This is a genomic window from Streptomyces sp. NPDC050759 (assembly GCF_044456945.1).
In the GTDB taxonomy this organism is placed as follows: domain Bacteria; phylum Actinomycetota; class Actinomycetes; order Streptomycetales; family Streptomycetaceae; genus Streptomyces.
The window spans coordinates 16,697-28,856 of sequence record NZ_JBITGI010000006.1; the positions used below are offsets into that span (position 1 = coordinate 16,697).

The 12,160-nt window shown below is 69.9% G+C and carries 9 protein-coding genes; 5 read left to right on the plus strand and 4 right to left on the minus strand.

Going from position 1 to position 12,160, the window contains the following annotated elements; genetic code table 11:
• The first annotated feature begins 965 nt into the window (after window positions 1–965).
• The 4 genes from ACIBJB_RS19430 (at window position 966) to ACIBJB_RS19445 (ending at window position 5,186) form a co-directional block, all read left to right on the plus strand.
• Complete coding sequence (locus tag ACIBJB_RS19430) at window positions 966–2,261, plus strand: extracellular solute-binding protein (RefSeq protein WP_398932057.1); 1,296 nt, start codon at window positions 966–968, stop codon at window positions 2,259–2,261.
• A 6-nt stretch (window positions 2,262–2,267) separates the two neighbouring features.
• Window positions 2,268–3,266, plus strand: a complete 999-nt coding sequence (locus ACIBJB_RS19435) for a carbohydrate ABC transporter permease (protein WP_398932059.1) — start codon at window positions 2,268–2,270, stop codon at window positions 3,264–3,266.
• Window positions 3,267–3,331: 65 nt separating this feature from the next.
• The gene (locus tag ACIBJB_RS19440) at window positions 3,332–4,096 is read left to right on the plus strand and encodes a carbohydrate ABC transporter permease (protein ID WP_398932682.1); all 765 of its coding nucleotides are present in this window, start codon (window positions 3,332–3,334) and stop codon (window positions 4,094–4,096) included.
• 55 nt (window positions 4,097–4,151) lie between these two features.
• Window positions 4,152–5,186 carry an endo-1,4-beta-xylanase gene (locus ACIBJB_RS19445; RefSeq protein WP_398932061.1) on the plus strand — a complete coding sequence of 345 codons (1,035 nt, stop codon included), beginning with the start codon at window positions 4,152–4,154 and terminating at the stop codon, window positions 5,184–5,186.
• A gap of 649 nt (window positions 5,187–5,835) precedes the next feature.
• Here ACIBJB_RS19445 and ACIBJB_RS19450 read toward each other — a convergent pair.
• The 3 genes from ACIBJB_RS19450 to ACIBJB_RS19460 form a co-directional block, all read right to left on the minus strand.
• Complete coding sequence (locus ACIBJB_RS19450) at window positions 5,836–6,873, minus strand: LacI family DNA-binding transcriptional regulator (protein WP_398932063.1); 1,038 nt, start codon at window positions 6,871–6,873, stop codon at window positions 5,836–5,838.
• 177 nt (window positions 6,874–7,050) lie between these two features.
• Window positions 7,051–7,245 (minus strand): DUF5999 family protein, encoded by a 195-nt coding sequence (locus ACIBJB_RS19455; protein WP_328643482.1) that lies wholly within the window; start codon window positions 7,243–7,245, stop codon window positions 7,051–7,053.
• A 389-nt stretch (window positions 7,246–7,634) separates the two neighbouring features.
• Window positions 7,635–8,201 carry a hypothetical protein gene (locus ACIBJB_RS19460; protein WP_398932066.1) on the minus strand — a complete coding sequence of 189 codons (567 nt, stop codon included), beginning with the start codon at window positions 8,199–8,201 and terminating at the stop codon, window positions 7,635–7,637.
• Window positions 8,202–8,732: 531 nt separating this feature from the next.
• Here ACIBJB_RS19460 and ACIBJB_RS19465 point away from each other — a divergent pair.
• Window positions 8,733–10,250, plus strand: a complete 1,518-nt coding sequence (locus ACIBJB_RS19465; RefSeq protein WP_398932068.1) for a glutamate-cysteine ligase family protein — start codon at window positions 8,733–8,735, stop codon at window positions 10,248–10,250.
• A gap of 21 nt (window positions 10,251–10,271) precedes the next feature.
• On the opposite strand, the gene ACIBJB_RS19470 is transcribed toward ACIBJB_RS19465, so the two are convergent.
• Window positions 10,272–12,053 (minus strand): substrate-binding and VWA domain-containing protein, encoded by a 1,782-nt coding sequence (locus tag ACIBJB_RS19470; protein WP_398932070.1) that lies wholly within the window; start codon window positions 12,051–12,053, stop codon window positions 10,272–10,274.
• Window positions 12,054–12,160: the final 107 nt, after the last annotated feature.

The following is a 12,160-nucleotide window of genomic DNA, read 5'->3' on the forward strand; positions in this document are numbered from 1 at the left end:
GAGCGGGGGTTCGGGGTGGGCTTGTTCGTGCCTGAACATCCTCGTAGAGTTTCGTTCCGGAAGGTTCGCTGATGAGATCGAATGTTTCGGGGGAATCGGAGGAGCGAACGCGGACACGGACGTACGTCATCCGGTGATCGTCGGCTTCCACCCGGATCCAAGAGTCTGCCAGTGGGCGGGGACTGCATGGGCGGCGGATCGGCAACGTCCTCGATTGCCGGGAGCCTGGTCGTCGAGGGCGCACCGCGCGCGGCTACAGCGCCTTCATCGACGGCGCCCCGGCCGCCGAGGGGGGCGTACGACCCGACCCTGGCGGCCGTTCCAACTCCCTCCCGACCGCGACGACTTCAAGTCCCGCGAGTCGGTGCCGTACCGGATCCTCCCGTGCAGCGGGTTCGCCGACCCAAGGTCGCTCACGGACCGCCTTGGACACCTGGCCCTGGACCCCCTTCCTCGGTCGCGCTGAGAGGCATCCCGAACTGCCGTGTTGCCGCCCCGGCCCAAGGGTGCGAGGAACTGCCGCACCGGCCCGATCCGGGCGATCACGCTTGCCTCTCCGCCGACCGCACCGACGGTCAGATTGGGCGGTTCCTCCTCGACGGGCACGCCGAGGTCTCGTCGACGACCTGCTGTTCCCAACTGGCCCGCGAGGGCTGTGCATCGACGGCCCCTACGTGCTCGCCCGCGGCGTCGACGGTGTCCCTCCGGTCGAAGGCGACGGCCGCCGTCGCCCCACGCGAGTGGCCGGCTGACTTCACCGGCCGGGCGATCGGCAGGGACGCGAGCGAGGGTGCCGTGGCCTTCGACTGGTTCGACTCCTCAACATTCCCTGTGCACAAGGGGTTGCCACCGTTTGGCAGCTGTCTCTAGGGTGCGGCAGCAGCGAAGCTTTCTGGATCAACTCCGAAACTTTCGGACCGCAGGACGGACAAGGACGGCTCCGTCCCGTACCCAAGGAGCGCATCATGGGCGACCCGGCACTGTCCCGCCGTGGCTTTCTGGCGGCATCCGCCGCGGCCGGTCTGGGCATGACGACACTGACCGGCTGCGGCGGCGACTCGGACGGAGGTTCGTCCGACGGGACGACCACGGTGGAGTGGTGGAACATCTCCACCACCGAGCCGGCGAAGAGTGTCTGGGCGGCGCTCGCCAAGAAGTTCGAGGCCGCGAACCCCAAGGTCAAGATAAAGATCGTCCAGCTGGAGAACGACGCCTACAAGTCGAAGATGACGGCGCTGACCGCCTCCGGGAAGCTCCCCGACATCTTCCACACCTGGGGCGGTGGCGTTCTCAAGCAGCAGGTCGACGCGGGGCTCGTCGAGGACCTGACCGACCGGACCAAGCCGTGGGCCGACGGTCTGCTGAAGGTCACCAAGGAGCCGTACATCCTCGACGACAAGGTCTACGGCATCCCGTTCGACATGGGCATGATCGGCTTCTGGTACAACAAGAAGCTCTTCAAGCAGGCCGGCGTCAGCGAACCGCCCACCACCTGGGGCGGGTTCCTGGAGGCCGTGAGCAAGCTGAAGTCCAAGAACATCACGCCCATCGCCCTCGCGGGCAAGGAGAAGTGGCCCGGCATGTACTACTGGGCCTACCTCGCGATGCGCACCGCCGGCATCGACGCCCTTCAAAAGGCCAGTGAGGACAAGGACTTCACCGCTGCCGGGTTCGTCGAGGCCGGCCGGCACCTCAAGGAACTCGTCGCCCTCCAGCCCTTCCAGAAGGGCTTCCTCAACGCCGCCTACTCCACCCCCACCGGCCAGGCGGCCGCCGTCGGCAACGGCAAGGCGGCCATGGAACTCATGGGCCAATGGGCCCCGTCCGTCCAGGCCGACTCCGGCAAGGGTCTCGGCAAGGACCTGGGCTTCTTCCCGTTCCCCGCGGTCGAGGGCGGCAAGGGCGCCATCACCGAGGTGTTCGGCGGAGGCGGCGGACACGCCCTGCGCCGGGGCGCCCCGCAGGCGGCGGTCGACTTCCTGAAGTTCTTCGCCTCCGAGGCCACCGAGCTGGAACTGGTCAAGAAGACCAGCATCCTTCCCGTGCTCCCGAACGCGGAGAAGGCCATGACCGACCCCAACCTCAAGCTCGTACAGGCCCAGTTGAAGGCCGCCACCGGCTTCCAGCTCTACCTCGACCAGGCGTACGCCCCCGCCGTCGGCCAGGAGGTCAACGACAGCGTGGCCGCGCTGATCGCCGGCTCCAAGTCCCCGGAACAGGTCGCCCAGTCGATCACGCAGACCGCGAAGGAAGAGCAGTAGCCCGCGATGACCTCCACGTTCCTCGCAGACAAGCGGAGCGGTCCGGGCACCGAACTCCCGCCCCCGGAATCGGTCAGGGCCCGGGGGCGGGGCCGACGGCGTCTCCTGCACTGGCTGACCGCGGTCGGTTTCCAACTGCCCGCCCTGGTGCTGTTCATCGGCATGGTCCTGCTGCCGATGCTGTTCGCGCTGTACGCCGCGTTCTTCCGCTGGGGCGGCTTCGGCATGCCCTCCGACTACGTCGGCATGGACAACTTCACGGATCTCTTCGACAACCCGGTTTTCCTGGGCGACCTGTGGCGCTGCCTGGTCCTGGTCGTGCTCTCCCTCGCGTTCCAACTGCCGTTCGCGCTCGCCATGGCGGTCCTCCTCAACCAGAAGCTGCGCGGCAGAGCCGTCTACCGGATGCTGTTCTTCGCGCCCTACGTCCTGTCCGAGGCGATCACCGGCGTGCTGTTCAGCATGGTCTTCGCCCCGGACTCCGGACTCGCCGACCACATCTTCGGCGCGGTCGGCCTGGACGGCGTGGGCGGGCTGTGGTTCGCCGATCCCTCCTACGTCATGGCGACGCTCTTCCTGGTCATGATGTGGAAGTACTTCGGCTTCCACATGATGCTCTACCTGGCCGGACTCCAGTCCATCCCACGGGAGTTGACCGAGGCGGCTCTCATCGACGGCGCCAGCCCCTGGCAGCGGTTCCGCAACGTCACCCTTCCGCTCCTCGCGCCCACCCTGCGGATCAGCATCTTCCTGTCCGTCATCGGCTCGATCCAGCTCTTCGACCTCGTGTGGGTGGTCACCCAGGGCGGCCCCGACCACCACTCCGAGACCATGGCCGTGACCATGTTCCAGTACGGCTTCAAGCGCTACCAGGTCGGCTACGCCAGCGCGATCAGCGTGGTCATGTTCGGCATCTGCCTCGTCTTCGCCCTCGCCTACCAGCGGTTCGTGCTCCGCCGCGACCTCGAAGGGGCCACCACGACGATGAGGGGGGACGGCAAGTGACCGCCCGCAAGACCACCGCACGGACCCTGCCCCTGCACGTGATCCTCGTCGCCGTCGGCGCGGTGATGGTCGTACCCCTCGTGTACGCGGTCCTGTCCGGGTTCAAGTCCACCGACGAGCTCTCCAGCAACCCCTTCGGGCTGCCGGAACACTGGCGGACCGGCAACTACACCGACATCCTCGCCGGGGGCGACTTCTGGCGGCTGCTCGGCAGCAGCACGCTGATCGCGATCGGTACGACGGTGCTGGTGGTCGCCGCGTCCGCGCTGGCCGCGTTCTCCTTCGCGCGGTTCGCCTTCCGGGGGCGGGAGGCGCTGTTCACGCTGTTCACGATGGGGCTGATGTTCCCCTTCGCGGTGGCGGTGCTGCCGCTGTTCCTGCTGCTGCGCTCGCTCGGCCTGCTCGACAACCCGCTGGGCGTGATCCTGCCGCAGGCCGCCTTCGGGCTGCCGATGACGATCATCATCCTGCGCGCCTTCTTCCGGGAGATCCCCGGTGAGCTGGAGGAGGCGGCCACCCTCGACGGGTGCAGCCCCTTTGCCTTCTTCTGGCGGGTGCTGCTGCCGATGGCGCGGCCCGCGCTCGGCACGGTCTCGGTGCTCGCCGTCGTCACCAGCTGGAACAACTTCATGCTGCCGCTGCTGGTGTTCACCGACAACACGTGGTGGACGCTCCCCATCGGTGTGCAGCAGTTCCAGGGCCAGTACTCCGCGGAGTACGCCCGCGTCTTCGCCTATCTCGTCCTGGCGATGGTTCCCGCCCTCGCCTTCTACTCGGTCGCCGAACGCCAGCTCGTCGGCGGCCTCACCGCGGGCGCGACGAAGGGATGACCCCGGCGCCTTCGGCAGTACGGCTCACACCCACCCGCACGTGAGGAGTCGCACCATGCGCAAGAACCGTCTCAGACTCGCCGGAGTCCTGGCCGCAGTGGTGGTCGCGGCCACCGCTCCCACCGCCCAGGCCCACGGCAAAACGCCCACCCTCGCCGACCTCGCCGAGCGCCACGGCCGCTACTTCGGCAGCGCCACCGACAACCCCGAACTCGTCGACGGGCCGTACAAGAAGATCCTCGGCAGCGAGTTCGACCAGATCACGCCGGGCAACGGCATGAAGTGGTACGCCACCGAACCGCAGCAGGGGGTCTTCGACTGGACCGCGGGCGACGAGATCGTGAACCTCGCCCGCGCGCACCACCAGAAGGTGCGCGGCCACACCCTCGTCTGGCACAGCCAGCTGCCCGACTGGATCACCTCGCGCCAGTGGACCGCGGACGAGCTGAGGCCCGTACTCAAGAAGCACATCCAGACCGAGGTACGGCACTACCGGGGCAAGGTGTTCGCCTGGGACGTCGTCAACGAGGCCTTCAACGAGGACGGCACCTACCGCGAGACCGTCTTCTACAAGACCCTCGGCCCCGGTTACATCGCCGACGCCCTGCGCTGGGCCCGCCAGGCCGACCCCAAGGTCAAGCTCTACCTCAACGACTACAACATCGAGGGGATCGGGGCGAAGAGCGACGCCTACTACACCCTGGCCAAGGAGCTGAAGGCGCAGGGCGTCCCGCTCGACGGCATCGGCCTCCAGACCCATCTGGCGCTGCAGTACGGCTATCCGACCACGCTGGAGGACAACCTCCGCCGCTTCTCCGAGCTGGGCCTCGACACCGCGCTCACCGAGGTCGACATCCGGATGATCCTGCCCGCGACGGAGGAGAAGCTGGCCCAACAGGCCCAGTGGTACGCCGACTTGACCGATGCCTGTCTCGCGGTGCGCCGGTGTGTCGGGATCACCATCTGGGACTACACCGACAAGTACAGCTGGATACCCGCCTTCTTCGAGGGCCAGGGGGCCGCGCTGCCCTGGGACGAGCAGCTCCAGCCGAAGCCGGCGTACTACGCGATCCGGACCGCGCTGAAGTAGGGGACGGCGGGGACTGCGGCAACCTCCGTCGGCGCGCGTCCGCTGGGCCCTGACCGGAGAAGCTCGCCCCGGGCGGCTCGGATCGGCCGCCCCGGTGGCCGACTCGGGGCGCTCGGGCGCCGCCATGGGGTTGCTCTCGGCGGCTGGGCGGCTTGGCCGGGGCGGGATGGCCGCGGGTGGCGGTGGGCCGGCCCTCGGGACGCCGGCCGCCGGCGACGGGGGCCCGGCCGACGACCCCGGCCCACATCTGCGGGGGCCTCTCCCCGAGGCCGGGGTCGCTTCGGCAGGGCGCGGTTGGTCCCGGCTGGTGCGCCCGAGGGCCGGCCCGGCGGGTCCGACCGGTGGTGCGGGGCCCGGCGGGCGTGCTCGCGACTGATGGGGTGGCGGCCCGATGGGCCCTGCTCCCGTCAGCGGGTGGTCGGTGGTGCCGTGCTGGGCCGCACTGCCAGTTCTGTGCCGAGCTCCGCGCGCGGTGAAGTGCTGTTGGTGGTGCGGGGCCGGGCGGGCGTGCTCGCGTCTGTGGGGATGGCGGGACTGGTCGACCGGAACGGGCTTGGCCCGTCCGTGGGTGGTCGGTGGTGCGGGGCCCGGCAGGCGCGCTCGGGGCTGGCGGGGTGGCGGCCCGATCCACGGGACGGGCCATGGTCCGTCAGCGGATGGCCGGTGGGGCGGTGCTCGACCGCACCACCAGTTCCGTGCCCAGCTCCACGCGCGGTGAGTCCGGGCGTTCGCCGCGGGCCAGTTTGAGGACCGTGCGGACCGCCAGCTTGCCCATGTCGGCGAGCGGCTGGCGCACGGTGGTCAGTGGGGGCGCCGACCAGCGGACTTCCGGAAGGTCGTCGAAACCCACCAGGCTCATGTCCTCCGGCACCCTCAGCCCGCGTCTCCTCAGCGCCTCGACCGCGCCGAGGGCCATCTGGTCGCTGGCCGCGAAGACGGCGGTCGGCGGCTCGGGCAGCTCGAGGAGCTTCTCGCAGCCGGCGAAGCCGGACTCCGGGTGGAAGTCGCCGGGTACGACCAGGGACTCGTCGGGGGTGAGCCCGGCGCCCTCGAGAGCGGCGCGGTAGCCGTCGTAGCGGGCCCGCGAGCACAGCAGCCGGGGCGGCCCCGCGATCAGGCCGATCCTGCGGTGGCCCAGCGACAGCAGGTGCTCTGTGGCCGCGAGCCCTCCCGACCAGTTGGCGGCGCCGATGGTGGGGGCGTCCAGTGCGGGGGAGCCGGCAGGGTCGACGACCACCAGAGGGACGCCCAGGGCGCGCAGCTCGTCGTGGAGGACCGTGTCCAGCGCCGAGGTGACGAGGACGACCCCGTCGGAGGCGCGGGCGCGCAGATTGCGCATCCACTCGCGTGCGTCGCCCGAGCGGCCGTGGATCGCGGAGACGACGGTGCCGACGCCCTCCGCGTGGGCGACCTCCTCGACACCGCGGATGATCTCCACGGCCCAGGGGCTGTCGAGGTCGTTGAAGACCAGATCGAGCAGGGCGGCGCGGGTGCCGGGTGCCGCGGGGCGCTTGCGGTAGCCGTACTGCTGGAGCAGTTCCTCGACGCGGGCGCGGGTGCGCGGGGAGACGTCCGACCGGCCGTTGACCACGCGGGACACCGTCGGCACCGAGACTCCGGCCTGCCGGGCGATCTCCGTGATGGTGACCCTGCCCCGGGGCTCGGCGCCGGCCTTCCCTGCTGTCACTTGCCCACCTCCGCGTCGGAACCTCGAAACTTCCAGGAGTCTTCCGGAAAAGTGGGGTCATACACAAGGCGTCACAGGGAGTGATCGCCGTAGGACATGCGTCGGGGCCGGTGCGCAGACGGACGCTGCGAGCCGGCCCCTCAGATCTCCGGGCGGTACGGCGGCCGCCCGGGCGTTTCAGGCGGCTGCCACCGCGACCGGGCGGTGCGGGGCGATGACCCGGCCGTCGGGCAGGAGCTCACCGGTGTCCTCGAAGAGCAGAACGCCGTTGCACAGCAGGCTCCAGCCCTGCTCCGGGTGGTGCGCCACGAGGCGGGCGGATTCCCGGTCGGCGGAGGCGGCGGTGGGACACGGTGGCTGGTGCTGGCACATTGGTGGGATCTTTCGCTGTGTTGTGGTCATGACGTCCCCCGTTGCGATAATTCAGTCGGAACCCAGTGTTGCCCTACGGGCGTCAATCCGCAGGTATTTCGCATCACCACTTCTTCACAGGTTGGAGACGCGTCACCCGGCCGGACGGTTCATCCCAACTGCACTGTCCCTTCGGATGGTTCGCAGTGGCCGGATAGGGCTAGTCCACCTGGTGTCGAGCCCGCGTCCGGCTCGTCGGAGCAATTATGCGCTCGTACGAGCAAATGGTCGTCTGTGAGATCCCTGGGGATTGTGTACGACCCTAATGTCACCGGAAACGGAGTCGTACCCCGCTACCCGGAATTCGGGGCGGGGTACGAGGGTGGTGGGCGAGGTGCGCGGGCGAGGATTCAGGCGGGCGAGCCCAGCAACGGGACCGGAGTCACCCGATGGGCCAGTACCGGGAGCAGTTCGGCTGCCCGGTGCGGGCGGTGGGCGGCGATGCCGGGTGGAGCCGGTGCCAGGGGGACGAGCAGGTCGGTGGCGGCGAGGTGGCCGGTGCCGGCGTCCGCGGCGCAGTCGCCGTGCAGCCACAGCGCGAGCATGTACAGGCCCGGGATCGAGAGCAGGCGGGGCTGATACGGCTGCTGCATCACCTCCGCCTGACGCAGTGCCCGCTCGGTGGACGCGATGTAGGGGCCCTCGAAGAAATGCGAGAAGGCCCAGCCGTCCGGGGTCAGCATGGTCTCGGCCGCGGCCACCGAGCGATCGCCGCAGCGGATCAGGAAACGCCACCCGGTCAGCCGGGTGGCGCTGCCGTCCAGGACGTGTACGGGTAGCGGGAGCTCGGGTGTGACGGGTCCCTGGGCGCGGAGCAGGGAGGGGGTTCGGGCCTCGCGGACCGCGGTGGGCGAGGCGAGTGCGGTGAGGACGGAGCGAAGTGCTGGGGCAGGAGCCGGGAGGACATGCAGCGGCATGGTGGGTCGCCTCTCATTCGACAGGCACGGTGGCGCGAGGGCGGGGGCGGACGGCGCTGTCAGCTCACGAAGGTCAGAGAGGCGTGGGCCGGGGTCCGGTGACGCGGGTGCGGGTGCGGGTGAGGACTGCGCCACGTCACCTGACGGCAGGATCCAGGACCGCGGGTGCCAACCCTCTGCCTTGTTCGCGAAGTTTATACGACATGTGTTCAGACAGTGTTTCGTCTAGCCGCTTCTGTCGCGCGGGGCAAGGGGCCATTCGGTCGGCGATACGCGAGAATGATCCCGATACCGTGCCTCTTCGTGGCGGTGACCTCGGGAAATGTTCGGGAAGTGGTCGGCCAATTCTCGTCGGCGTTTTTCACGAGTTCTTCTGGGCACTCGAAACTGCTGAGTGCTCCATGCCGAGTGAATGTGCCACCGGTCACTTCCGACAGGGTAGCGCGCTCGGGGCCGACGCGGGACGTTACCGATCGTTCCGGCTGGGCATCATCCCACCTGACTCATGACGCATCGAGGAGGGACCCTCCGATGGGGGAGAAGGTCGTGGCAGGCGGGTTCGACCTGTCCGATCGCCAGCGCTACCGCGACAAGCTCCGCAGGTGCCTGACGGGGCTGGAGCGGCTCCTGGCGGAGCAGCGGTTCGATCGTCCCCAGAACCTGATGGGGCTGGAGATCGAATTGAATCTGGTCGGCACCGACGGTATGCCGAGAATGCTGAATGGAGAGGTCCTCGAACGCATCGCAAGCCGAGATTTCCAAACAGAACTCGCCATGTTCAACCTGGAAGTCAACATAGCCCCACACAGGCTGGGTGGCAGGGTATTCGACCGGCTCGCCGAGGAACTCCGCACCTCGCTGGCGTATGCCGACCGTAAAGCGGGCGAGGTCGACGCGGGAATCGTGATGATCGGCATTCTGCCCACCCTCGACCGGGACGACCTGGTCTCCTCCAACCTGTCCGACGTCGACCGCTACACCCTGCTCAACGACCAGATCGTGGCCGCCCGCGGTGAGGACTTCGTCGTCGACATCGACGGGGTGGAACGCCTCACCTGCACCTCGAAGTCGATCGCCCCGGAGGCCGCCTGCACCTCCGTGCAACTGCACCTCCAGGTCACGCCGGGACGCTTCGCCGACGTGTGGAACGCCGCGCAGGCGGTGGCCGGCGTGCAGATAGCCGTCGGCGCCAACTCGCCCTTCCTGTTCGGGCGCGAGCTGTGGTGCGAGTCCCGTCCGCCGCTCTTCCAGCAGTCCACCGACACCCGTCCGCCGGAGCTGCAGGCCCAGGGAGTGCGGCCGCGCACGTGGTTCGGGGAGCGGTGGATCTCCTCGGCGTACGACCTCTTCGAGGAGAACCTGCGCTACTTCCCGGCCCTGCTGCCGATCTGCGACGAGGAGGACCCGCTGGAGGTCCTCGACCAGGGCGGGGTGCCCTCCCTCGCCGAACTCGTCCTGCACAACGGCACCGTGTACCGCTGGAACCGGCCCGTCTACGACATCGCCGACGGCGTCCCGCACCTGCGCGTCGAGAACCGCGTGCTGCCCGCCGGTCCCACCATCACGGACGTCATCGCCAACGCGGCCTTCTACTACGGCCTCGTCCGCGCCCTCGCCGAGGAGCCACGGCCGGTGTGGACCAGGCTGCCCTTCGAGGCGGCCACGGCCAACTTCGACGCGGCCTGCCGGTACGGCATCGACGCGCGCATGACGTGGCCCCGGCGCGGTCGCTACGGCGGCACGGTCGAGGTCGACGCGGTGACCCTCGTACGCGACGAACTGCTGCCGCTCGCCGACGCCGGCCTCGCCGGGTGGGGCGTCGAGCGCGCCGACCGGGACCTCTACCTCGGGGTGATCGAGGAGCGGTGCCGGCGCCGGGCCAACGGGGCCTCCTGGCAGGCGGCGACGTTCCACCGGGCACTGGAGGCGGGACTGTCGCGGGACGCGGCGCTGGCGGCCACGACCCGGCGGTACGGCGAGCTGATGCACCAGGGAGAGCCGGTGCACACCTGGCCGGTGGGGCTGCCGGAACCGGTTCCGCTGGGGTGAGGGCCTGGGCGACGCGCGGAGTCAGTCGCCGGCGCTGCCGCCCTGGGCACCCGCGGCCACGATCGCCTTCAGGATCACCGTGTGGATCTGGGCGGGGTCGTTGACCTGCTGGCCGGAGCCGCCGGTGGCCTCGGCGAGCTGTTCGGCCTCCGCGCGGTCGGCGTCGGGACCCACCGCGATCACGATCAGGGGGACCGGGCGCTCGGGGCTGGAGAGTTTCTCCAGTTCGGAGACCAGCGCTCCGCGCGAGATGCTGCCGGGGTCCTGGTTGACGCCGTCGGTCAGGACGACCAGCGCGTTGAACTTGCCCTCGGCGTAGGAGGAGGTCGCCGCCTTGTACGCGGCGAGCGTGGTGTCGTACAACCCCGTCGCTCCGCCCGGCACCGGCTCCAGGCCGCCGAACGCCGCCGACAGCCGCTCGCGTTGGGTGCCCGCCCCGTCCGCGCTGTCGCCCAGGCGGTCCGTCGGTACCAGGACCTTGTAGTCCTTGTCGCCGTCGAGCTTGGTGGAGAACTCCCACAGGCCGATCTCGTCCTCCTGGGTGAAGGTCGCGAGGGCCTGGAGGAGGGACGCCTTGGTGACGTCCATCCGGGAGCGGCCGGTGCCCGGCACGGTCTCCGACATGGAGGAGGAAGCGTCCACGACCGTGGTGATCCGCGCACTCTGCACGGTGATCGTCCAGGTGCCGAGGGCCTCCTGGAGCGCCGCCGCCGAGGCGGGCTCGCCGGCGGGTTCCGTGTACGGCTGCGGCACCTCGCCACCGGCCTTCGCGACCAGCGTCTTCGACACCTGGTCGTCGGAGGTGCGGAACCCCCGGTCCGTCAGCAGCTGTTCCTGCTCGGGCTTGCGCAGGTAGGTCATGAAGCGGATCGCCGCGCGGCTCTCGTCGGTGGTCAGTCGGGTCTCGTCGACCAGCGCGTAGGGGTAGTCCAGCCGCGGTGAGCCGTCCTTGGGATAGAAGAAGTCCAGACCGCCCCCGGACTGCGCCGAGGAGTTGTGGGCGAAGGCCGCCTGCTCGGACAGGACCAGCGCCTGATTGCGCTTCGGATTGCCCTGCTCGGTGCCCGAGGAGTCCCGCGGCAGCGTCTCCACGAGCTGGCCGTCGCTGTCGGAGATGCGCTGCGAGAGGGCCTTCATCATGGCCGCGGCCCGCGTTTCCCCGCCCGCGGCCTCGCTCGCCGCACTCGTGAGCCGGGTGAGCGCGAGCAGCCCGGTCGCGCTGCGCGCTGGGTCGGCGGCGCCCAGCTTGAGGGAGTCGTCCTGCAGGGTGGCGCCCGCCAGCTCGAGCCAGCCGTACGTCTTCTTCGGCCAGCCCAGCGACTTCGCGGCGGCCGGCACCATCGCCATCCCGACCGGGCTGGAGGCCACGTTGCCGACCCGGGCCACCTCCGTCGCGTCGCCGTCCGCGGAGATCTGCTCCACCCACACGTCCGAGTCCGGCACCCACACCTGCACGCCGGGGTCCTTGCCGGCCGCGAGCGTGTCCCTGACCTTGTACGACTCGCGCGCGGTCACCGTGATGTCGACACAGCGTCCGTCGGAGGTGAGGTTCTCGTCCCGGGCCCGCTCGGCGGCGCTGCGCAGGGCGGGGGCGACGTCGGGGGAGGCGGCGAGCCTGAGCCGTACCGCCTCGTCCCGGCAGGAGGAGCCGAAGGAGAGCAGACCGCCCTGCACGGCGGCTGCCGTCCCGCCGGCGATGGTCAGGACGAGGACCGTCGCGATGGCCACGGTACGGCGGCGCGCACGTGGGCGGGGGTCGCTGCCGCCCGCCCCATACTGATCGGGCAAGCTGTGACGTCCCATGGCGGTGGTGCCCTCCCCTGTCGATCTCCGTGCCGGCACGGCCGTATACGGCAGGAAAGAGGGAGGCACGCCCCCGTACGGCGTCCGTCCCCCCGACGGCCTTGCGC

Excerpts from the sequence above, each read along its gene's own strand:
- ACIBJB_RS19430 (WP_398932057.1), top strand. The coding sequence starts at position 966 with ATGGGCGACCCGGCACTGTCCCGCCGTGGCTTTCTGGCGGCATCCGCC.
- ACIBJB_RS19435 (WP_398932059.1), top strand. The coding sequence starts at position 2,268 with ATGACCTCCACGTTCCTCGCAGACAAGCGGAGCGGTCCGGGCACCGAA.
- ACIBJB_RS19440 (WP_398932682.1), top strand. The coding sequence starts at position 3,332 with ATGGTCGTACCCCTCGTGTACGCGGTCCTGTCCGGGTTCAAGTCCACC.
- ACIBJB_RS19445 (WP_398932061.1), top strand. The coding sequence starts at position 4,152 with ATGCGCAAGAACCGTCTCAGACTCGCCGGAGTCCTGGCCGCAGTGGTG.
- ACIBJB_RS19455 (WP_328643482.1), bottom strand. The coding sequence starts at position 7,245 with ATGTGCCAGCACCAGCCACCGTGTCCCACCGCCGCCTCCGCCGACCGG.
- ACIBJB_RS19460 (WP_398932066.1), bottom strand. The coding sequence starts at position 8,201 with ATGCCGCTGCATGTCCTCCCGGCTCCTGCCCCAGCACTTCGCTCCGTC.
- ACIBJB_RS19465 (WP_398932068.1), top strand. The coding sequence starts at position 8,733 with ATGGGGGAGAAGGTCGTGGCAGGCGGGTTCGACCTGTCCGATCGCCAG.
- ACIBJB_RS19470 (WP_398932070.1), bottom strand. The coding sequence starts at position 12,053 with ATGGGACGTCACAGCTTGCCCGATCAGTATGGGGCGGGCGGCAGCGAC.